The 21,727-nt window shown below is 37.4% G+C and carries 19 protein-coding genes; 10 read left to right on the top strand and 9 right to left on the bottom strand.

Features of this window, described 5'->3' with window-relative positions:
- Positions 1–18 precede the first annotated feature (18 nt).
- Positions 19–2,553, bottom strand: coding sequence for a DNA gyrase subunit A (gyrA, locus tag ABJH90_RS16690; protein ID WP_348140123.1), 2,535 nt, complete (start codon positions 2,551–2,553; stop codon positions 19–21).
- Between the two features lie 260 nt (positions 2,554–2,813).
- Here gyrA and ABJH90_RS16685 point away from each other — a divergent pair, with 260 nt between their 5' ends.
- Both ABJH90_RS16685 and ABJH90_RS16680 read left to right on the top strand, forming a co-directional pair.
- A complete protein-coding gene (locus ABJH90_RS16685; RefSeq protein ID WP_348140121.1) occupies positions 2,814–5,363 on the top strand; it encodes an ATP-dependent Clp protease ATP-binding subunit in 2,550 nt (849 codons plus the stop codon).
- Between the two features lie 201 nt (positions 5,364–5,564).
- Positions 5,565–5,966, top strand: a complete 402-nt coding sequence (locus tag ABJH90_RS16680; RefSeq protein ID WP_348140119.1) for an STAS/SEC14 domain-containing protein — start codon at positions 5,565–5,567, stop codon at positions 5,964–5,966.
- A 2-nt stretch (positions 5,967–5,968) separates the two neighbouring features.
- Here ABJH90_RS16680 and ABJH90_RS16675 read toward each other — a convergent pair whose 3' ends face one another.
- Both ABJH90_RS16675 and ABJH90_RS16670 read right to left on the bottom strand, forming a co-directional pair.
- Positions 5,969–7,513 (bottom strand): NAD(P)H-hydrate dehydratase, encoded by a 1,545-nt coding sequence (locus tag ABJH90_RS16675; RefSeq protein WP_348140117.1) that lies wholly within the window; start codon positions 7,511–7,513, stop codon positions 5,969–5,971.
- Positions 7,514–7,711: 198 nt separating this feature from the next.
- Positions 7,712–7,870, bottom strand: a complete 159-nt coding sequence (locus ABJH90_RS16670) for a hypothetical protein (protein WP_348140115.1) — start codon at positions 7,868–7,870, stop codon at positions 7,712–7,714.
- A 52-nt stretch (positions 7,871–7,922) separates the two neighbouring features.
- Here ABJH90_RS16670 and thrA point away from each other — a divergent pair, with 52 nt between their 5' ends.
- The 8 genes from thrA (at position 7,923) to ABJH90_RS16630 (ending at position 16,391) form a co-directional block, all read left to right on the top strand.
- Complete coding sequence (gene thrA, locus ABJH90_RS16665; protein ID WP_348140114.1) at positions 7,923–10,367, top strand: bifunctional aspartate kinase/homoserine dehydrogenase I; 2,445 nt, start codon at positions 7,923–7,925, stop codon at positions 10,365–10,367.
- A 4-nt stretch (positions 10,368–10,371) separates the two neighbouring features.
- The gene (locus tag ABJH90_RS16660) at positions 10,372–11,292 is read left to right on the top strand and encodes a homoserine kinase (RefSeq protein ID WP_348140112.1); all 921 of its coding nucleotides are present in this window, start codon (positions 10,372–10,374) and stop codon (positions 11,290–11,292) included.
- A 30-nt stretch (positions 11,293–11,322) separates the two neighbouring features.
- Positions 11,323–12,618, top strand: coding sequence for a threonine synthase (gene thrC, locus ABJH90_RS16655; RefSeq protein WP_348140110.1), 1,296 nt, complete (start codon positions 11,323–11,325; stop codon positions 12,616–12,618).
- A gap of 94 nt (positions 12,619–12,712) precedes the next feature.
- A complete protein-coding gene (gene gcvT / locus ABJH90_RS16650) occupies positions 12,713–13,798 on the top strand; it encodes a glycine cleavage system aminomethyltransferase GcvT (RefSeq protein ID WP_348140108.1) in 1,086 nt (361 codons plus the stop codon).
- 30 nt (positions 13,799–13,828) lie between these two features.
- On the top strand, positions 13,829–14,656 hold the full coding sequence (locus ABJH90_RS16645; protein WP_348140106.1) for a sugar nucleotide-binding protein: 828 nt from the start codon (positions 13,829–13,831) through the stop codon (positions 14,654–14,656).
- 69 nt (positions 14,657–14,725) lie between these two features.
- Positions 14,726–15,010 (top strand): 4a-hydroxytetrahydrobiopterin dehydratase, encoded by a 285-nt coding sequence (locus tag ABJH90_RS16640; RefSeq protein ID WP_348140104.1) that lies wholly within the window; start codon positions 14,726–14,728, stop codon positions 15,008–15,010.
- Positions 15,011–15,090: 80 nt separating this feature from the next.
- Positions 15,091–15,801: a YebC/PmpR family DNA-binding transcriptional regulator gene (locus tag ABJH90_RS16635; protein ID WP_348140102.1), complete on the top strand. Its 711-nt coding sequence runs from the start codon at positions 15,091–15,093 to the stop codon at positions 15,799–15,801.
- A 245-nt stretch (positions 15,802–16,046) separates the two neighbouring features.
- A complete protein-coding gene (locus ABJH90_RS16630) occupies positions 16,047–16,391 on the top strand; it encodes a hypothetical protein (RefSeq protein ID WP_348140100.1) in 345 nt (114 codons plus the stop codon).
- Here the strand turns inward: ABJH90_RS16630 and ABJH90_RS16625 are convergent.
- The 6 genes from ABJH90_RS16625 to ABJH90_RS16600 form a co-directional block, all read right to left on the bottom strand.
- The gene (locus ABJH90_RS16625) at positions 16,388–16,927 is read right to left on the bottom strand and encodes a 1-acyl-sn-glycerol-3-phosphate acyltransferase (protein ID WP_348140098.1); all 540 of its coding nucleotides are present in this window, start codon (positions 16,925–16,927) and stop codon (positions 16,388–16,390) included. The two genes, ABJH90_RS16630 and ABJH90_RS16625, sit on opposite strands and share 4 nt — an antisense overlap.
- Before the next feature lie 109 nt (positions 16,928–17,036).
- The gene (locus ABJH90_RS16620; protein ID WP_348140096.1) at positions 17,037–18,164 is read right to left on the bottom strand and encodes an iron-containing alcohol dehydrogenase family protein; all 1,128 of its coding nucleotides are present in this window, start codon (positions 18,162–18,164) and stop codon (positions 17,037–17,039) included.
- Positions 18,165–18,168: 4 nt separating this feature from the next.
- Positions 18,169–18,870, bottom strand: a complete 702-nt coding sequence (locus tag ABJH90_RS16615; protein WP_348140094.1) for an HAD family hydrolase — start codon at positions 18,868–18,870, stop codon at positions 18,169–18,171.
- On the bottom strand, positions 18,861–19,574 hold the full coding sequence (gene kdsB / locus ABJH90_RS16610; RefSeq protein ID WP_348140391.1) for a 3-deoxy-manno-octulosonate cytidylyltransferase: 714 nt from the start codon (positions 19,572–19,574) through the stop codon (positions 18,861–18,863). Before kdsB ends, ABJH90_RS16615 begins: the two co-directional genes overlap by 10 nt.
- Before the next feature lie 32 nt (positions 19,575–19,606).
- Positions 19,607–20,176, bottom strand: a complete 570-nt coding sequence (locus tag ABJH90_RS16605; protein WP_348140092.1) for a DUF4126 domain-containing protein — start codon at positions 20,174–20,176, stop codon at positions 19,607–19,609.
- Between the two features lie 27 nt (positions 20,177–20,203).
- A complete protein-coding gene (locus ABJH90_RS16600; RefSeq protein WP_348140090.1) occupies positions 20,204–21,643 on the bottom strand; it encodes an ATP-binding domain-containing protein in 1,440 nt (479 codons plus the stop codon).
- Positions 21,644–21,727 lie beyond the last annotated feature (84 nt).

Genomic DNA, 21,727 nt, shown 5'->3' with positions numbered 1-21,727 from the left:
TATATTAGTGTTTATTTATTAATCTTTTTCGGTTTCCGTGTTATCTTTATCAATAGCCGTGCCATCTTCAGTCTCGACTTCTATATCCATTATATCAACTTCCTCCAGATTATCCTCATCCTTCATTACTTTGGCGACTGCTGCTATAGAGTCAGTTTCTTTCAGGTTGATCAACTTAACACCTTGAGTGGCCCTACCCATAATACGCAGGTCATCAACACTCATCCTTATGGCTATACCAGATTTATTAATGATCATTAAGTCATCAGAATCAGAAACATTTTTAATGGCCACCAGACCCCCCGTTTTATCGGTAATTGAGATGGTCTTCACACCTTTACCTCCTCTATTGGTAATCCTGTAATCATCAATACTGGATCTTTTACCATAGCCATTCTTCGAGACCACTAATATTTCGTCATCAAAATTATTTACAGATACCATGCCTATTACCTCGTCACTTTCATTCGCCAATCTTATGCCACGGACACCAGAAGCATTACGTCCCATAGGTCTGGTCTTACTTTCTTCAAACCTGATAGCCTTACCGGATTTAAGCCCTAGCAAAATCTGACTTGTACCGGTGGTTAGTTTGGCTTCTAAAAGTTCATCATCTTCTCTTATGCTAATTGCAATAATTCCATTTTGGCGTGGCCTGGAATACTGTTCTAATGAGGTTTTTTTAACTGTACCTTTTTTCGTAGCCATAATTACATAATGGCCATTCACGTATTCCTCATCCTTTAAATCTCTGGTACAAATAAATGCTTTTACCTTATCATCCTGTTCAATATTCACCAGGTTTTGTATGGCTCTGCCCTTCGATGTTCGGCTACCTTCCGGAATTTCATAGACCCGCATCCAGAAACACTTTCCCTTTTGGGTAAAGAACAGCATATATTGATGGTTTGTACCAACAAAAAGATGCTCAAGGAAATCCTCAGTCCTCGTTGAGGAGGCTTTTTGCCCTACTCCACCTCTGTTCTGTGTTTTATATTCACTTAGCGGAGTCCTTTTTATGTAACCTGCATGCGAAATTGTGATTACTACCTGTTCGTCAGGTATCATATCCTCTATACTCAGGTCGCCCCCGGCAAAATTTATTTCTGATCTTCTTGCGTCCCCATAGCGTTCTTTAACATCGAGAAGTTCATCCTTTATGATCTGCATTCTACGATCTTTATTAGCAAGAATGTCCTTTAAGTCGGCAATTGTCTTAATAACCTCATCGTATTCAGAGCGCAATTTATCTTGTTCAAGACCTGTAAGCTGTCGCAGACGCATTTCTACTATAGCCTTGGCCTGAACTTCAGATAATTTAAATCTTTTAATAAGGTTTTCTCTGGCATCATCTGCATTTGAAGACGCTCTAATGATAGCGATAACTTCATCAATATTATCAGAGGCAATAATTAATCCTTCCAATATATGAGCCCTGTCTTCCGCTTTTTTCAAATCAAAAGTGGTACGTCTCACCACCACCTCATGACGGTGCTCAACAAAATAATGAATGATCTCTTTTACATTAAGCAATTTGGGTCTTCCATTTACCAGAGCTATATTATTTACACTGAAGGACGACTGCAGCGCAGAATATTTGTATAATGTATTAAGAACAATATTAGGAATGGCATCCCTTTTAAGGATATATACAATGCGCATTCCCTTTCTATCAGACTCATCCCTGATTGATGCTATTCCATCTATCTTTTTATCATTGACCAAATCGGCAGTTTTTTTAATCATGTCTGCCTTATTGACTTGATACGGAATCTCCGTGACAATTATACATTCCCTGCCCTGAACTTCTTCAAACGTGGCCTTGGCTCTCATAACAACCCTGCCACGTCCGGTATGAAAAGCTTCTCTTACACCGTCATAACCATATATGATCCCCCCTGTAGGAAAGTCGGGAGCTTTAATGTGTGTTATTAACTCATCAATCTCTATATCATTATTATCAATATATGCGATAGTTCCGTCTACCACCTCTGAAAGGTTGTGTGGAGGCATATTAGTTGCCATTCCCACTGCAATACCTGAGGCTCCATTTATCAATAAATTTGGTATTCTGGTAGGAAGAACTGTTGGTTCTTTAAGGGAATCATCAAAATTAAGTTGGTGATCCACGGTGTCTTTATCAATATCTGCCAACATCTCATCCGCAATCTTTCGCATACGGGCTTCCGTATATCTCATTGCCGCAGGACTATCGCCATCTACTGATCCAAAATTACCCTGTCCGTCAATTAACATGTATCTAAGACTCCATTCCTGAGCCATCCTCACCATACTATCATAAACAGAGGTGTCACCATGCGGGTGATATTTACCTAATACTTCCCCGACGATCCTTGCAGATTTTTTGTGGGAACTTGAAGAACGAACGCCTAAGTCGTGCATACCGTATAAAACTCTCCTGTGAACCGGCTTTAGACCATCCCTGACATCGGGAAGGGCACGTGACACAATGACCGACATTGAATAGTCAATGTAAGCTGATTTCATTTCATCTTCAATGTTGATAGGGATCAATTTTTCTCCTTCAGCCATATAAAAATCTTATTGCTTTATTGTGATTAAAATATCATGCCAATATACGCAAAATCATAGCTTACAAAGCAAGTTCAAAGCAGTTTATTAAAGAATTTATTAACACATCCCGATAGCCATTTCGTTAATAATTAGGATGTTAATTTTTTTGTAAATCCGTGTTTTTTTCGTCATTTAGTCCAAGTTTGTCGAATATAGGTACGGTATTTGTCGTTCTTAAGAATAGATTTACTAATTTTATTACTGAATAAGAAAATTTTATGGATGATAATTTTTCACCTAGAGTAAAAGATGTAATTGCTTACAGCAAGGAAGAAGCATTAAGACTTGGCCATGATTTTATTGGTACCGAGCATTTAATGCTGGGATTGCTGCGCGATGGAAATGGAAAAGCAATTAGTATTCTGGATGCACTCGATGTGGATCTGGATCACTTAAGGCGCAAAGTGGAAATTTTGAGTCCGGCCAATCCAAATACCGGAGGTATTCAAAAAGACAAAAAAAATCTTCATCTGACAAGACAGGCAGAACGTGCATTAAAAACCACATTCCTGGAAGCAAAATTATTTCAAAGTTCTTCAATAAATACTGCACATCTACTATTGTGTATCCTAAGAAACGAAAACGATCCAACCACAAAATTACTCCACAAGCTTAAAGTGGATTATGATGGAGTGAAAGATCAGTTTAAATCCATGATCACCAGTGAGGACGATTATATTGATTCTCCTGCAGCAGAATCATTTCCCAGTGATTCCGATGAGCCTGTAGAAGGCAAGGAAGGATCTTTTGGAGGAGCTTCCAGTCAAAAAGGAAGCAAAAAATCCAAAACTCCTGTTTTGGATAATTTTGGAAGAGATTTAACCCGACTTGCAGAAGATAACAAATTAGATCCTGTTGTTGGACGGGAGAAAGAAATTGAACGTGTTTCTCAGATACTTAGCAGAAGAAAGAAAAATAATCCACTTCTTATAGGAGAACCTGGTGTTGGTAAAAGTGCAATTGCCGAAGGTTTAGCGCTGAGAATTATTAACAAGAAGGTATCACGTATCCTTTATAACAAGAGGGTAGTTACGTTAGATCTTGCTTCACTGGTTGCCGGTACAAAATATCGTGGACAGTTTGAAGAGCGGATGAAAGCCGTAATGAACGAGCTGGAAAAGAATGATGAAGTAATTCTGTTTATAGATGAGATCCATACCATTGTAGGAGCAGGAGGCGCAACAGGTAGTTTAGATGCTTCAAATATGTTTAAACCGGCTTTGGCAAGGGGAGAAATTCAATGTATTGGAGCAACTACACTTGATGAATACAGACAGTATATCGAAAAAGACGGTGCACTTGAAAGACGATTCCAAAAAGTAATGGTAGAGCCGACTACAGTGGAGGAAACCATTGAAATATTAATGAATATTAAAGGGAAATACGAAGATCATCATAATGTAAATTATACGGATGAAGCCATAATCGCCTGTGTTAAGCTGACTAACAGATATATGACCGACAGGTTTTTACCAGATAAGGCCATAGATGCTTTGGACGAATCTGGTTCTCGGGTACATATTATAAACATGGATGTTCCAAAACAAATTCTTGAATTGGAAAATCAGTTGGAAGATGTGCGTGAATTAAAGAATAGTGTGGTTAAGAAGCAGCGCTATGAGGAAGCCGCTAAGCTCAGGGATGATGAAAAAAGACTTGAAAAGGAACTGTCTATTGCACAGGAAAAGTGGGAAGAAGACAGTAAACTTCACCGTGAAACCGTTAGCGAGGAAAATGTCGCCGATGTAGTATCTATGATGAGTGGAATCCCCGTAAATAAAATAGCACAGACTGAAAGCAATAAACTTGCTGAACTGCCAAATCTTATAAAAGGGAATGTAGTTGGACAAGATGAAGCTGTTGCCAAAGTCGCCAAAGCCATTCAACGAAACAGGGCTGGTCTGAAAGATCCGAATAAGCCTATAGGTTCATTCATTTTCCTTGGACAGACAGGGGTTGGTAAAACCCAGTTAGCCAAAGTGTTAGCTCAAGAACTTTTTGATTCTGAAGATGCATTGATTCGCATTGATATGAGCGAGTATATGGAAAAATTTGCCATCTCCAGATTGGTAGGTGCCCCTCCCGGCTATGTCGGTTACGAGGAAGGCGGACAATTAACTGAAAAAGTTAGGCGCAAACCTTATTCTGTAATTCTTTTGGATGAAGTTGAAAAAGCACATCCTGATGTTTTTAACATGTTACTTCAGGTATTGGATGATGGTTTCTTAACAGATAGTTTAGGTCGTAAAATTGATTTTAGAAATACGATCATTATAATGACATCGAATATTGGTGCCCGCCAACTTAAGGATTTTGGACAAGGGGTTGGTTTCGGTACAGCTGCAAAAAAATCGCAGGAGCATAATCATCATAAGAGTGTGATTGAAAATGCGCTTAAAAAAGCTTTTGCACCAGAGTTTCTGAACAGGATAGATGATGTTGTTGTATTTAATCCATTGGAGCGCAAACATATTCACAAGATTATTGATATTGAATTAGATAAGCTTTTTGAAAGAATAAAGGATATTGGATACGATCTGAATTTAACTGATAAGGCAAAAGATTACATTGCCGATAAAGGTTTTGACAAGCAATATGGTGCCCGACCTTTAAAAAGAGCAATCCAGAAGTATATTGAAGATGCCCTGGCGGAAGAAATTGTAAATTCAAAACTCGAAGAGGGGGATAGTATTTATATGGACTTGGATGAAAAGAAAGATGAGCTGTCTATTAAGATAAAAAAATCCAAGAAGGGCTCCAAAGCATAGCAAAATGTAAGAATTTAGTTATAAAGGAATCAAGTTATTTGGTTCCTTTTTTTATATCCCTGTATTACAACAAGTAAGAATAAGAATACAGTTTCAACTTGGTATAAACCATATAAACGATATATACGCTTTTGATCTAATATTTTTCGGAAAACTTACCCAAGCACATACTTTCGTTTTAGACACACTAAACTATATGAAATGAAAGTCGGACCGGCTAAGAAAAAAATTATAGTTAAAGAATATAACTTAGATATTGGCACCGTTCAGGTATTCAAAAATCATATGGTTGTTATCTTTGACGAAGGGGCAACACTTACCCTGGAAAGGGCTTATCAAATTATAGGAATTTCAGAGATACATTTCAGAGATATAAACTTTGGCATTATTAGTCTCAGAAAAAATTCTTATGCCGTTGATCCCACTATTTACAGCTATTTAAGGGAGTTAAAAAATCTTAAAGCATTTGCTATTGTTTCCGTTAAGGAGGTAGATATGCATAACTTTAAAATTGAAAAACTCTTCTACAAAAAGCCAATGAAATTTTACATTGATTATAACAATGCACTTGCGTGGGTGCAAAGAAGAGTTAGAAAGAAGTAGAACTAGTTCTCATTGGATTCTTTTTCAACATCTGTTGGTGGTATATTAAACAGATCAATATAAGCACGACCAATAGCATTGATTATTGCTGTTGCCGTTAGCGCCTGGTATCCTAAGTTTTCAATTGCTATATCTCCTGCCCTCCCGTGAAGGTATACTCCAAAAATAGCTGCTATTAAAGGTTCATACTTCTGAGCAATTAATGATGTTATTACACCTGTCAGTACATCCCCGCTTCCTGCAGTGGCCATCCCTGGATTTCCCGTAGTATTTATATATCCTTTTTCGTTATAGATCACTATCGTATGAGCATCTTTGAGTACCAGGATGCAGTCGTATTTTTTAGAGAATTCCCTGGCTTTGTGAAGTTTATCAAAATCATTCTCCCAATTACCTAACAAACGCTTCAATTCTCCCGGATGGGGAGTAAGTATCGTTTTTGGAGGAAGTTTTTTCAATAGCGCTTTGTTCCCGGAAATTATATTAATACCATCAGCATCAATGACCATTGGATATTCAGTTTTTCCTAAAAACTCTGTGAACGCTTGCTGCGTACTTTTGGAAGTTCCCAGTCCAATTCCCACACCTATTACGTTGGGCTCTATGTTCAAAGAAATATTAGTGATTTCTTTTTCTCCCTGGTCTGTAATAACCATAATTTCAGGTAATGAACTTTGTAATGGTATATATCCGCATTGGGGTATATAGGCCGAAACCAATCCACTCCCAGAGGTAATACAGGCCCTGGAAGCAAGGGAAACAGCACCAATTTTTCCATAGCTGCCGCCAAGAATCAATGCATGCCCATATGTACCTTTATGTGAAAATTTTTCCCTTGGAATGTAATATTTCAAAACTTCATTTTTACCAATAAGTTCAAAGGTGGCCTCGGTTTGCTCAGTATATTTTTGAGACAATCCAATATTCAAAATTTCCCATTGGTTGGAGAATTTTCCGGTATCCGGTAAGAAAAATATAAGTTTTGGAAACTGAAAACTCAGAACATAATTCGCTTTCACCACCGCTTCTGAATTTTTTACAGCCTGATCTAGAAACAAGCCCGACGGGACATCAACTGAAACGACAAAAGCATTTGAATTATTAAGATGCTGCACAAGCCCCTCAACCCACTGATCCGGTGATCTGTTTAGCCCAATCCCGAAAATAGCATCAATAATAATATCTTCAGAATCTAATGAAGGGAGTTCAGAATCCTGGTTAATAAAGTTTGGCCAAATCTTACGGTCCTTTAACCGTTCTAAATTAGTCAAAAAATCATGAGACCTCTTCTCGCTATAGTTTACTACAAATACTTCAAAATTGTAACCATGTTCACCTAAATGCCGTGCCAGAGCTAATCCATCGCCCCCGTTATTTCCAATCCCACAGAACAATTTAATTTTAACCTGAGCACCCTGTAACCTATGATGAAGCCAGCTAAAAAGCTGAAGGGATGCCCTTTCCATAAGTGCGTCACTTGTGATATCCTGATCTTCAATTGTGAATTGGTCGGCTGCGTATATCTGTTTGGCTGTAAATATCTTCATTTCCCTATTAAAGGTAAGATTTTTAGGTTTCTATTATTTAGTGACAACAATACTTGAAATAGGTATTCCTATTCCTAGTGCTAATTACAAATTCTACTGTATACCAACGAATTACCCTAAATCAGGCAATTTTTTGTAAAAATATTTCAAAAAAATTGATGACTTCGCAAAAATAGCATGAATTATTTGATAAGGGGCTCAAAAGTCATACTTTTGAATTCTCATAATAGACATTATGAAAAGCATATCGGACATAAATAAAATGGCTTCATCCCATACAAACCAGCACCAATTTGCTGCTAACATCACCACTACTACCCCATAGGGGTAAGATTCTACATATACGTCCGTATCCATTTATATTCAGTAGCAACACCTGTATAAATCAAGCAATTAATAATATAGTATAATGAAAGTTTTAAAATTTGGTGGTACTTCAGTAGCCAATGCACAAAATATAAGGAAGGTTCAGGGTATCGTCAAAAATTTGGAGGCTAACAAGATCGTGGTCGTAGTATCGGCTCTTGGGGGAATTACAGACCTACTTTTAAAGACGGTTGATTTAGCATCAACACAGGATGAATCCTATAAAGAAAGTCTTAAAGAAATTGAAGACAGGCATATAAAGACCATAAAAGAACTCATTCCAATTCAATTACAAAGTGCTATTTTAAGCAAGGTAAAAAGCGAACTAAACACCCTGGACACCTTAGCAGAGGGTGCATTTCTAATTGCTGAAAAAACCCCACAGTTAACGGACAAGATTGTTAGTTTTGGCGAGCTTTTATCGTCCTTTATTATTAGCGAATTCTTTGTCTCAGCGGGTATGAATGCAGCATTTAAGGATAGTCGGGAACTGATCAAAACTGACGACACTTATGGAAAGGCTGCTGTGGATTTTGTAAATACTAATAATAACTGCAATTCGTTTTTTTCCAAGACTAAAAATAGAATAACGGTTATTCCGGGATTTATTTCTTCATCAGCCAAAGGTAATCCCACAACCTTAGGCAGAGGTGGTTCTGATTATTCTGCGGCCGTAGTGGCTAGTGCAATAGATGCAGAAGAATTGCAAATATGGACGGACGTAAGCGGAATGTATACAGCCAATCCAAGAATAGTAAAACAGGCAAAATCAATTCCACAGATCTCCTATGAAGAGGCCATGGAATTATCCCATTTTGGAGCTAAAGTACTCTATCCTCCTACCATACAGCCTGTCTTATCCAAAAACATACCTATCCTTATTAAAAATACTTTTGCACCCGAAGATCAAGGTACATTGATTGCTAAAAATGAGAACACCCAGGGCAAATCTGTTAGGGGTATCAGTAATGTTGAACATATTACCCTTCTTTCTTTGGAAGGTCCCGGAATGATTGGGATACCGGGTATTTCAAAGCGATTTTTTGAGGTCCTTTCCCAGACAGGTATCAGTGTGGTTCTTATTACCCAGGCATCCTCGGAACATTCAATTTGTGTTGGCATATCGGATGTAGATGCAGCAATTGCAGAATCACTCGTAAATAAGGCCTTTGAATATGAAATAGCCACACATAAAATAAAACCGGTTTTGGTGGAAAGTGAGCTCGCCATAATTGCATTGGTAGGTGATAACATGAAAAGCCATCAGGGGTTAAGCGGCAAAATGTTTAGTACCTTGGGTAAAAACAATGTAAATATAAGGGCCATAGCACAAGGGGCATCTGAACGAAATATTTCTGCAGTAATAAAAAAAGATGACGTTAAAAAGGCGCTAAATACATTACATGAGGAGTTCTTCGAAGAAAATATTAAGCAATTAAACATCTATGTAATGGGTGTTGGAAATGTAGGCTCGAGATTTATTAAACAAATCCAAAAACAGAAAAAATACCTCAAAGAAATTCTAAAGTTAAATCCAAGGGTGATTGGATTATCTAATTCCAGGACTATGATTTTTGATGAAGATGGTATTCCATTAGAAAATTGGGATGAGCTTCTGGCAAAAGGCAAAAAAGCCGATAGAACAGCGTTTTTAAATACTGTTCTGAAGTATAACTATCGCAATAGCATTTTTGTTGATAATACAGCTAGTGAAACTATAGCTAATACTTATCCTGATTATTTAAAGCAAAGTATTTCGGTAGTTACCTGTAATAAAATTGCATGTTCTTCGGACTACAAAAAATATAGTGATCTGAAAGAGCTTTCAAGGGAATATAATGCACCATTTCTATTTGAAACTAATGTAGGGGCCGGATTACCGATAATAGACACTTTAAAGCATTTGATAGCTTCGGGAGATAAAATTAATAAAATACAAGCTGTACTTTCCGGCAGCCTGAATTTTGTTTTTAATAATTTCAACGACAAGACTACCTTTCATGATGTTGTTAAAAGGGCTCAGGAAGAAGGTTATACCGAACCGGACCCAAAAATAGACCTAAGTGGGGTTGATGTAATGCGAAAGATTTTAATCCTGGCAAGAGAAAGTGGTTATGTCCTGGACATTGAAGATATAAAGAACAACGCATTTTTGCCAGAGGAAAGTCTTGCTACAGGCAATAATGATGAATTCTACGCTTCACTTGCTACCCATGAGGAATCGTTTCAGAAATTATATGATAAAGCGGTATCTTCTGGTAGCAAGCTTAAATATGTTGCGGAATTTAAAAATGGTAAAGCAAGTGTTGGCTTAGAACAGATCCCTGAAGGTCATGACTTTTATAATTTGGAAGGAAGCGACAATATCGTTCTTTTTTATACTGAAAGATACCCAAATCAACCATTGATCATAAAAGGAGCCGGAGCCGGGGCCGATGTTACGGCATCCGGAATTTTTGCAGATATAATTAGAATAGGAAATTTTTAATCAAATGAATAGTATTAAGGTTTTTTGTCCTGCTACCATAGCTAATATCTCGTGTGGATTTGATGTCCTTGGGTTAGCACTGGATGCAATAGGGGATGAAATGATAGTACATAAGACAAATCAACCGGGTATTAATATCTCCAAAATAACAGGGCAAGCACTCCCTTTGGAAACTATGGATAACGTAGCTGGTGTGGCAGGATTAGCCTTATTGGCAGAAAGCGAATATTCTGGTGGATTTGAGATAGAAATACATAAAAAGATAAAAGCCGGAAGTGGAATTGGAAGTAGCGCGGCAAGTGCTGCAGGAGCTGTATGGGCTATGAATGAACTCCTGGAGAAACCATTTTCACCAATTGAACTGGTAAAATTTGCTATGCAAGGTGAGGCGTTAGCCAGTGGGGTAGCCCATGCGGATAACGTTGCACCCGCAATATATGGTGGATTTACCCTGGTGCGCAGTTATGAACCTCTGGATATTATTAAAATAAACACACCTCCGGGTCTGTACGCTACTGTTATTCATCCTCAGATTGAAGTAAAGACATCAGATTCAAGAAAAATACTTAAAACATCAATTTCTTTAAAAGATGGGATAAAACAATGGGGGAATGTTGGTGGACTTATTTCCGGGCTTTTCCTTGAGGATTATGACCTAATTGGCAGGTCTTTAGTAGACCATATAGTAGAGCCTATCCGCTCGATGTTAATACCCGGTTTCAGTGAAGTTAAATCCGAAACTATTAAAGCAGGAGCCTTAGGCACTGGTATTTCGGGTTCGGGGCCTTCCATTTTTGCCTTGAGTAAAGGAAAGGAAACTGCCGAAAGAGTGGCAAAAGCTATGAGAAATGTATATATCAATATTGGTGTAGATTATGACGTATATGTCTCAAAAATAAATACTAAAGGAATGCATAAAATATAATTTTGAATTTTACTTCCAAAAAACCGGCAAATGAAATTTTATAGCCTAAATAAAGAAGCTGCGGATGTATCGTTTAAAGAAGCTGTCATTAAGGGAATAGCTCCCGACAGAGGTTTATACTTTCCGAGGGAAATAAAACCGTTGTCACCATCTTTTTTTGAAAATATTGAAGATTTGACTGATCGTGATATTGCCTTTAAGGCAATAGAACAATTTGTAAGTGAAAGCATTCCGGAAAATAAATTAAAAGAGATCCTAAAGAGTGTATTAGATTTTCCTTTTCCAATTATTGAATTGGAGAAAAATGTGGCAACTTTAGAACTATTTCATGGACCCACCCTTGCGTTTAAAGATGTAGGAGCCAGATTTATGGCACATTGCCTTGGATATTTCTCAGAGGATCAGAGTAGTGAGGTGACTGTACTGGTTGCCACTTCCGGGGATACAGGTGGCGCGGTGGCTAATGGCTTTTTAGGTGTTAAAGGCGTTAATGTGGTTATTTTATATCCAAGTGGTAAAGTCAGTGATATCCAGGAACGGCAGTTAACCACTTTGGGGCAGAACATAACAGCCCTTGAAGTAAATGGGAATTTTGATGATTGCCAGAATATGGTAAAAACTGCCTTTTTAGATTCGGACCTGAAGGCAGAAATGCAATTAACTTCAGCAAACTCAATAAATGTGGCCAGGTGGTTACCACAAATGTTTTATTTTTTATTTACCTATAAACAGCTCAAAAGCAAGAAACAACCTATCGTTTTCTCTGTCCCTAGTGGTAATTTTGGAAATATCTGTGCCGGGATGGTTGCACAAAAACTAGGATTACCTGTTGCGCATTTTATTGCCGCGACAAATGTCAATGATACGGTACCACTTTTTATGCGTACTCAGGAGTATTCTCCCAAAATGTCAAAAGCTACTATATCTAATGCGATGGACATAGGTGACCCCAGTAATTTTATTCGGATAAGAAATCTGTATAAAAACAATTTCAATGAACTAAAAAGCAAACTGTCTTCGTATTCTTTTACTGATGAAGAAACGAAACAAGCCATACTTAGTATTTATAATTCATGTAATTACATTGCTGATCCTCATGGCGCTGTGGGTTATTTAGGCCTCAAGGAATATCAGAAAGATAAATCGGATACGTTTGGTGTATTTCTGGAAACAGCACATCCAGTTAAATTTTTAGACGTAGTTGAAGAAACTCTAAAATTGAAATTACCCATTCCTTCTCAAATTCAAAATGTCTTAGAAAAAAATAAAGTTTCCATCAAGATAGATACCTACGATGAACTTAAAAGTTATTTGTTAAACAATTAGGACATCTTATTTCCATAAGTCATAAAACATTGTGAAATCCAATTTAGCTATCTATTAATTTTCTATAAATTTGCGCAGCCAAAATTGATGAAATATGAAGAATACAGCACTGACTAAAACCCATGAAGCGCTCAATGCCAAAATGGTTCCTTTTGCCGGATATTTAATGCCGGTATCCTATGAAGGTGTTAATGCCGAACATGAAACGGTTAGAAAAGCTGTGGGCATCTTTGACGTTTCTCATATGGGAGAGTTCTTAATAGAGGGACCCAACGCTTTAGCGCTAATACAAAAAGTCACATCCAACGATGCTTCAAAACTTACGGTTGGAAAGGCTCAATACAGCTATTTTCCAAATGAATCTGGTGGTATTGTGGATGATCTTATTGTATACAGAGTAAAAGAAGAAGTTTATCTCCTCGTGGTGAATGCCTCTAATATTCAAAAAGATTGGAATCATATTTCTCAATACAATAAAAACATAGGGGCCAACCTTAGGAATATATCAGAAAACTACTCATTATTGGCAATCCAAGGCCCAAAAGCAGTAGAATCCATGCAGTCTTTAACATCTGTAGATCTGTCGGCAATTAAGTTCTATAATTTTGTGGTTGGCGACTTCGCAGGGATAGAACACGTTATCATTTCAGCAACGGGATACACAGGTTCAGGGGGATTTGAAATCTACTGTAAAAACGAGGAAGTAAAGCAAATTTGGGATAATGTTCTGGAAGCAGGAGCAGATTATGGTATTAAACCAATTGGTTTGGCTGCAAGGGATACTCTTAGATTAGAAATGGGATATTGTTTATATGGTAATGACATTAATGATGATACTTCTCCTTTGGAAGCCGGTCTTGGTTGGATTACAAAGTTTAGCAAAGATTTTGTGAATAGCGAGGCGCTGGCTAAAGAAAAGGAGCAAGCTCCAAAACAAAAATTAATTGCCTTTGAATTGGAAGAAAGAGGCATTCCAAGACAAGGTTATGAAATTGTAGATAATAATGGCATTAAAATTGGCTTTGTCACTTCGGGTACCATGTCACCTTCTTTGAATAAAGGCATTGGCCTGGGTTATGTGTCTTCTGCAATGTCTGAACCAGGTAGCGAGATTCATATTCAAATTCGCAAGAATAAAGTAAAGGCAAAAGTGGTTAAATTACCATTTTATAAAGCATAGAATGTTATTAGACACGAGGAGGACAAAAGGGTGAAAGACGGAGGAAAGAAAATACTGATACTGGGAGGAAGCGGATTTATTGGAAATGCTATTTACAAGGAACTCTGTAATTATTTTGATACATACGCCACCTATTGTTCATCCGGAGGGGCTTTTGAAGACAATAAACAATTTATAAGGTATGACATGCAGGAAGATGATATCTATCAACTTCTGGAGAAAATACGTCCACAAATCATTATTTCGGCCTTAAGAGGCAATTTTAGCGCACAAGTTCAGGCACATCAGCACATCGTGGAATATCTCGTTAAAAACGACTGCAAACTATATTTCTTATCTTCTGCCAATGTGTTTGATGCATATAGCAAATTCCCTTCATATGAACATGACAAAACCTTATCTGAAAGTGTCTATGGGAGATTGAAGATAAGAATAGAGAATATGCTTTTACGATTGCCTAAATCTAAAATGGCTATTTTAAGAGTACCCATGGTATTTGGGAATTCCTCCCCCAGGGTTAAAGAAATGAAGAAATTTATTTGGAATAATGAACCTATAGAAGTTTTTCCAAATCTGATTATCAATGTAATTAGCGATTACAAGCTTACTCAGCAAATCCATTATCTAATTAATCGAAATAAGAGCGGAATTTTTCATTTGGGCAGCTATGACCTGGTTCATCATGAAGACTTTATTAAGGATATCCTTGAAAGGATCGGAAGCTTCAATCCCATTTTTAAGAGGGTGTTCACTACAAATGAGGAGCGTTATCTGGCAGTCTTGCCCAAAGACAATAAACTTCCGAAAAACCTGCGAATTAGTTGCCAGGAAATTATTGATCATCATGTTATCGGTTAATAGTAAGAAATCTGCCAATTTTTAATTGCCTAAATCATATTTTTCTAACTTTAAGAAAAATAGAAACTTATGGAAAAACTAAGCGAAGAAGAAATAACCGGCAGGCTAAAAGAATTGGCTGGGTGGGAATATAATGATGGTGCCATTGAACGAAACTATAAGTTTAAAAACTTTAAAGACGCTTTCTCAACAATGACACGAATTGCATTTGAATGTGAGGCACAAAATCACCATCCGGATTGGTCAAATGTTTATAACTCTCTTAATATAAGATTGAACACCCATGATGTTGGCGGTATAACCAGCAATGATTTTAAACTCGCCGAAAGCATTGAGAACATTGTAAACAGCTAGATATTTATCTCTAATTATTCATCTCTTGTCCCACCATTTAAATTTGTTAAATTTGCTTTCAATAAATAGCATATTAATTTATGGGAAGAGCATTCGAATTTAGGAAGGCACGTAAAATGAAGCGATGGTCAGCCATGTCCAAAGCTTTTACGCGGATTGGGAAGGATATTGTTATGGCCGTAAAGGAAGGTGGCCCTGATCCGGATTCTAATTCCAGATTGAGAGCGGTCATTCAGAATGCCAAGGCAGTAAACATGCCTAAGGACAATGTTGAGCGCGCCATTAAAAGAGCGAGTGATAAAAGTCTTGGTGATTACAAAGAAGTATTGTTTGAAGGATATGCACCCCATGGCATAGCCATATTGGTTGAAACAGCCACTGATAATAATACCAGGACTGTTGCTAACATTAGAAGTTACTTTAATAAATGTAATGGTAGTCTAGGTACTTCGGGATCTGTAGAATTTATGTTTGACCATACTTGTAATTTCCGTATTTCGGGAGAGGGAATAGACCCCGAAGAACTGGAATTAGAGATGATAGACTTTGGTACTGAAGAAGTATTTGTTGATGATGATGGGATATTGATCTACGCTCCTTTTGAAAGTTTTGGTGCTATTCAAAAAGAATTGGAAAACAGGGAAATTGAAATTCTATCATCCGGTTTTGAGCGAATACCTCAAATTACCAAGCAACTTACGGCTGATGAATCTGAAGATGTTGAAAAGCTATTAGAAAAAATTGAAGAGGATGATGATGTACAGAATGTCTATCATACTATGCAGGAATAAATTTCCATATGCTTAAATAAGTATATTCTTCCAGATTTTTCTCTTAATAACTTCCTTCACTTACCCAATTTATATTTTTACATTTTTTATAGAAAGTAAAGTGCAAAATACTTCTAATAACTGCACTGGATTTATTGTTTGTCAAATAATTTTGATGGGGTGATGATTCAGATGAAAGCACAATAACGGATACAGGCCCGGATTTTACAATAAGTGAATTAGCAGGAAGTTGGGAAGCAACCCAATTGGTATTTACTCCGGGAGATGCGAATAGCCCGTATGAGCAGGCTAGTATTATTGCTGAAGGTGGTTCCTCATCTATGGTGGTACAAAGCAGTGGAAGTTTTTCCCTAACAATTAATCCTGTTGACCGCGATGCCTATGTTGTTACAGGGAAAATGTTTTTTGAAGACAACAAGTGGTTTTCCATAGAGTATAGCGATTCTCCCGGGGATTGGGAAACCTATGGTGCTACTCTAACATCAACAACATTTACAATGAACGGTGGCCCAAATTCTGCTGAATATGATTTTGACAATAATGGCACATCCGAAATTACAAGTGTGTATATGGTAATGGTAAGAATTTAAAAACTGTATTCAGGAATTTTTCCAACCACGCCCTTATAGAATTCTTTGTATTTTTTAAGATCGATTTCCATGTTATCTGTCGGAAATTGAGGCTCCGAAACCTTGACTTGCTTTTTGCCAAAATCGAAAGCAACCATTACAATTGGGACTTTGGCCGTCTTGGCGATATAATAAAACCCGGTTTTCCAGTCAGCTACTTTTTTTCGGGTACCCTCTGGTGCCAGTGCTAACCTAAATTTTTTGCGCTCATCAAATATTTTAACAATAGCAGCCACCTTGTTTTGGCTTTTACTACGGTCTATGGGAGCACCTCCCATCCATCGGAAATACCAACCGAATGGAGGCCTGAACAGACTTTCCTTTCCAATATAATTAACTTCCTCATTAAATACCTTTCTAACCAACAAGCCCAGAAAAAAATCCACCCAACTGGTATGGGGAACAACTATTACAACGCATTTATCCACATCCGGAAAAGAACCAACAAGATTCCATTTTAATATTTTAAAAAAAATAAACTTCGACAGTCTTTGCATAAAAAGTGTGAGGGGTTTCTAAGGAAGAAAGAGATCAGTGCCTTCTCCATCAATTAGTATCAAATAATCATAAAATATTAATTCCGTACTAATTAAATGTTTTTAGAGCTTATATTTTCTGGTAAATGGATTTTAATTTTTCCGGAGTTATGTATTTAGCCCAATCTATGCCCAAAGCATTTTCCCAAAGGGGCACCATACCCAGTGACACTTTTATCATAGTATTAAATTGGTCATCAGTTAAATTTTCGCAAATTCCTTTAGGAAGTTGAATGTCATGCTTTTTCATCATTTCATTAAAACTAACAACGCCTTCCGGATAAAACTCTCCCAAGTGCTGAAAAACCAGACAATTACCAATACCATGCCTGGTTCCCAGTAAGTAAGAAAGACCATAACTCATTGCATGGGCAACACCTACCTGAGAATAGGCAATGCTCATACCTCCATGCCATGAAGCCATCATTAACTTATCTCTCGAATCTGAATCTGAAATATCACCTAAGAAAACTTCTTCACATAACTCCAGTGCTTTTTCACCATAACTTTGACTAAATGCATTTAGGTAGGTTCCATTGAGAGATTCCACGCAATGAATAAAGCAATCCATTCCGGTATAGAACCATTGTTCCTTGGGTACTCCCTGAAGTAGATCGGGATCCAGGACAACCTGATCGAAGGGGGTAAAATCCGAATTAATCCCCAGTTTCTTCTCGGGACCAAGTAAAACCGTTGTTCTGGACACCTCGGCCCCTGTACCACTTATTGTAGGTATCCCAACATGATAGACCGCAGGATTATGTACTAAATCCCATCCCTGGTAATTCGCCGAAGAACCTTCGTTATTTAACATGATTGCGACCGCTTTTGCTAAATCCAGTAAAGTACCCCCACCAATGCCAACTATCGCTGAAGGCAATTCTGTAAAATCTTCTTTTATCTGACTAACCAAATCATCTACCTGTCCTGTTTTTGGTTCTTTGTCAGCAGAAATAAGAATAGTCTTATCATTGAACTGAACAGGAATTCTTTCCATTAAGGCTGAGTTAGTGAAAACATCATCTACAAGGAAGATGACAGGGGCATTCGGACTGCTTCTATGAGGCATTAATATTTCTCCTAATTGGTCAAAGCTACCGGATCCAAATACAACACGCGGTACCATTGGAAAATTTCTGTAAGGCCCTTTTGTAATTTTTGCAGAATTCTTTAATGGCATTTCTTTGTCTTGTTTCATAATTTTAATAAAGGTATTTAAGAATATCGGATATCGCATTTAATGTGAGGTGGTTATTCGTCATTTCCTCCTGAGTAACCTGTTCATGAGCCCAGGTTGTATGAAATGGTACATGTACTGCCCTGGCGCCTATATTCAAAATAGGTATTACGTCTGATTTCAGCGAATTTCCTATCATTAAAAATTCGTTAACATTAATTTCCAGATGGTCCAGTAAATTTTTATAATTCTCCTCTTTCTTGTCACTTAATACTTCAACATGATGAAAATATTTTGTAAGTCCGGATCTCTCTAATTTTCTCTCCTGGTCTAATAGATCACCCTTTGTAAGAACAATCAACCGATATTTATTGGCCAGTTTTTGCAATACTTCTTCCACGCCCTGTAAAAGTTCTACAGGCCTTGCTATCATTGACTTTCCAAGATTCAATATTTCAGTTATTGTCTGTGGAGGTATATGATTATTCGATAATTCCATTGCAGATTCTATCATGGAAAGCATAAAACCTTTTATCCCATAACCATACAACTCTAGGTTGTTCATTTCCATTTTAAATAGTTCCTGGTCCACCTTATTTTTGGTTTCATAATTTTCAAGAAGGTTAGCAAACCTTTCTTCCGCTTCCCGGAAATAGGTTTCATTTACCCAGAGTGTGTCATCGGCATCGAAGCCAACTACTTTTATATTACCAAAATCTAATTCCATACCTCTTTAGCTTTCTCAAGATCTTCAGGAGTGTCAATTTCTATTCCATTTACTTCCGTTACCACCATTTTAATTTTCTTTCCATACTCTAAATATCGTATGGCCTCAATTTTCTCTGCAGCTTCAAGAGTTAACATAGGTAAACTTCTAAAATCCATAAGTGCTCTTTTTCGGAAAGCATAAACACCTTTATGTTTAAAATAGTCAATTTCCATATCTGTCGCCCTCAGGTAAGGGATGGTCGATCTCGAAAAATAAAGTGCGAAATTCCTGTTATCTACAATAACCTTAACAATATTAGGGTTATTAATTTCATCCGAATCGGTAATTTTTGTCATTAAGGATGCTAAATCAATTTCTTCGTCCAAATCATTTTCAAATACCTCTAACATACTAATTAAACTCTCCTTGTCTGTAAAAGGTTCATCGCCTTGTATATTCACAATAATATCCACTTCCATGTCAGTCACGGCTTCTGCTATTCTATCGCTGCCACATTCATGCTCTTCATTGCTCATAATAGCATTACCGCCGTCTTTGACGATAGCATCAAAAATGATAGGGCTGTCTGTCACTACATAAACCTCATCAAATAATTTTGTCTTTATAGCAGCCTCATTGGTTCTGACAATAACAGGTTTACCTGCTAAATCCTGCATCAATTTTCCGGGGAATCTGGTTGCGGCGTAACGGGCAGGTATCATAGCAATTATCTTAGTCATTGACTTTGTTTTTATTAGTGTTTAATTCTTGGCCTTAGTTTTCGATATATGAAAAAAATAAAAATCAGTATAATAATAACCAGTACCATAGCAAATATGGGAGCAAATATCGATGCCGTTGAAACCACTATAGCTGTTCCAGATTCTAAGGTAGATACCAATGGATTTGCCAAACCTCCTGTTGTTGTTGTAGAAACAACTCTTCCCGCCGCTGAAGCTCCTTTTATTGCTGTTGCAGTACCTCCCCCGGCAATAATGGCCAGGGACCAGGTAACAACCGGATCCAAATTGGCGACGGTAGAAACCATTACAGCTGTACCTGCAATTGCAGCAAGAGGAATAGCTAAACTATCAAGTAAGTTATCTACCCAAGGAATAAAATAGGCTAATAATTCTACTAAAGTAGCAACCCCAAGCACAATTAATGCCGCAAGACTGCCAATCCATACCCAGTGCTGGTTCAATTCCCAAACGTCAAAATATGCTGCAAGGCTAAGTGCAAACAATGGCAAAAACACCCGAAAACCTACGGATGCGGCAAGTCCAATACCAAGAAATATGCTAATAATTGTTTCAGATGTCATTATAAAAATCTGTTGTACTAATTTAAGTCATTCCTGATCAACAAAAAAATCGCTCTTAAACCCTATCAGGTACAATTTTTCTTTCGCTCTGGTGACTGCAGTATAGAGCCATCGCAAATATTCACGATCTATTCCCTTGGGAAGATAAGGTTGTTCTACAAATACTGTATTCCATTGTCCGCCTTGCGATTTATGGCAGGTAATGGCATATGAAAACTTCACTTGGAGGGCATTAAAGTATTTGTTATTCTTTACTCCCAAAAAGCGTTTGTATTTCGATTTTTCGTGAGCATAATCGTTTTGCACTTCCTGATATAACCTATTTCCTTCTTCATAAGACAATGAAGGTGTATCTGCTCTTATTGTATCTAATAATAATACAGTCTCAAATGGTCTTTGGTTAGGATAGTCTACCATTTTCACCTTTACCTCGGCAAACTTGAAGCCATATAGCTCCTTAATAGAAAAAATCTCGAGTATTTCAATAATATCGCCATTTGCAATAAAACCGGCCTCTGAATTAGGTTTTAACCAAAAATAATTGTTCTTCACCACCATCATATAATCACCGGGGGCTAACTCATTTTCCAGGTATAATATTCTGTTTCTTATGTTTTCATTATACAAATTTGCTCTTTTATTTGAGCGAACAATTAACACGGTCTCTTCCTTGCCATTTTCGCGGTATGAATTATCAATTGCTTCCTGAATGTCGTAGCCATCAATAAGTCTTATTATGTCTTTATAGGGGTTAACATCAAATTTAAATTCATCTAAGAAGCCAGATTGTAATTGCTCCCGCAAATTGGTTGCATTAAGCAATATCCCAGAATCCTCTGCCTGTCTTACTACCTCATCCAACTCCAGGGTTGTAACTTCTTTGTTATAATTAAAAGCCAGTTTTTCGCTGTCCAAAGCAGGACTGATATGCAAATGAACCGGCGGCAACTGGGCAGTATCACCAATTAAAATCAATTTACAATTATGGCCGGAGTATACAAACATCAACAAGTCATCTAAAAGTGAGCCATTCCCAAATAACTTGGAATCTGATGGTGCATCCGGGATCATAGAAGCTTCATCCACAATAAAAATTGTATCCCTATGCTTGTTAGGTGCAAGTATAAACTTTATGCCTCCCCCACTTTCTTTTTTGGGAAAGTAGATTTTCCGGTGTATTGTGAAGGCCTGACTTTTTGAATAATTACTCATCACTTTGGCGGCCCTTCCGGTGGGTGCCAGCAAAACCGCCTTCATAGTTGTCTTCCATAAATTAGATACTATATCCCCCACTATGGTTGTTTTACCAGTTCCCGCAAAACCTTTCAACAAATAAACTTCCTCCTTTTTTTCAGATAACACAAAATGTGCAAGCTGTTGCAATGCCACTTCTTGTTTTGGTGTGGGCGAGTGAGGAAAGTTATCCTTAAGAAGTTTATAGAAAGAAGGCGCGGTAAGCAATTTCATAAGCCTTCAAATATAAAGAGGATTTTTGCGACAAAACCTTTTACGATTAAAAAAAAATTGTAGATTTGTGAAGACCACTTAAAG

It is taken from the genome of Eudoraea sp. (genome assembly GCF_039969275.1).
Taxonomy (GTDB): domain Bacteria; phylum Bacteroidota; class Bacteroidia; order Flavobacteriales; family Flavobacteriaceae; genus Eudoraea.
Note: the sequence above shows the minus strand (reverse complement) of the source record. Positions and strands in the feature narration are given on the sequence as shown.

What these genes read in the sequence shown, in the direction of transcription:
- ABJH90_RS16625 (WP_348140098.1), bottom strand. Translation starts at nt 16,927, where the DNA reads ATGCAAAGACTGTCGAAGTTTATTTTTTTTAAAATATTAAAATGGAAT.
- ABJH90_RS16660 (WP_348140112.1), top strand. Translation starts at nt 10,372, where the DNA reads ATGAATAGTATTAAGGTTTTTTGTCCTGCTACCATAGCTAATATCTCG.
- ABJH90_RS16635 (WP_348140102.1), top strand. Translation starts at nt 15,091, where the DNA reads ATGGGAAGAGCATTCGAATTTAGGAAGGCACGTAAAATGAAGCGATGG.
- ABJH90_RS16640 (WP_348140104.1), top strand. Translation starts at nt 14,726, where the DNA reads ATGGAAAAACTAAGCGAAGAAGAAATAACCGGCAGGCTAAAAGAATTG.
- ABJH90_RS16670 (WP_348140115.1), bottom strand. Translation starts at nt 7,870, where the DNA reads ATGGATACGGACGTATATGTAGAATCTTACCCCTATGGGGTAGTAGTG.
- thrA (WP_348140114.1), top strand. Translation starts at nt 7,923, where the DNA reads ATGAAAGTTTTAAAATTTGGTGGTACTTCAGTAGCCAATGCACAAAAT.
- thrC (WP_348140110.1), top strand. Translation starts at nt 11,323, where the DNA reads ATGAAATTTTATAGCCTAAATAAAGAAGCTGCGGATGTATCGTTTAAA.
- gyrA (WP_348140123.1), bottom strand. Translation starts at nt 2,553, where the DNA reads ATGGCTGAAGGAGAAAAATTGATCCCTATCAACATTGAAGATGAAATG.
- ABJH90_RS16615 (WP_348140094.1), bottom strand. Translation starts at nt 18,870, where the DNA reads ATGGAATTAGATTTTGGTAATATAAAAGTAGTTGGCTTCGATGCCGAT.
- ABJH90_RS16620 (WP_348140096.1), bottom strand. Translation starts at nt 18,164, where the DNA reads ATGAAACAAGACAAAGAAATGCCATTAAAGAATTCTGCAAAAATTACA.
- ABJH90_RS16675 (WP_348140117.1), bottom strand. Translation starts at nt 7,513, where the DNA reads ATGAAGATATTTACAGCCAAACAGATATACGCAGCCGACCAATTCACA.
- ABJH90_RS16600 (WP_348140090.1), bottom strand. Translation starts at nt 21,643, where the DNA reads ATGAAATTGCTTACCGCGCCTTCTTTCTATAAACTTCTTAAGGATAAC.
- ABJH90_RS16685 (WP_348140121.1), top strand. Translation starts at nt 2,814, where the DNA reads ATGGATGATAATTTTTCACCTAGAGTAAAAGATGTAATTGCTTACAGC.
- gcvT (WP_348140108.1), top strand. Translation starts at nt 12,713, where the DNA reads ATGAAGAATACAGCACTGACTAAAACCCATGAAGCGCTCAATGCCAAA.
- ABJH90_RS16680 (WP_348140119.1), top strand. Translation starts at nt 5,565, where the DNA reads ATGAAAGTCGGACCGGCTAAGAAAAAAATTATAGTTAAAGAATATAAC.
- ABJH90_RS16605 (WP_348140092.1), bottom strand. Translation starts at nt 20,176, where the DNA reads ATGACATCTGAAACAATTATTAGCATATTTCTTGGTATTGGACTTGCC.
- kdsB (WP_348140391.1), bottom strand. Translation starts at nt 19,574, where the DNA reads ATGATACCTGCCCGTTACGCCGCAACCAGATTCCCCGGAAAATTGATG.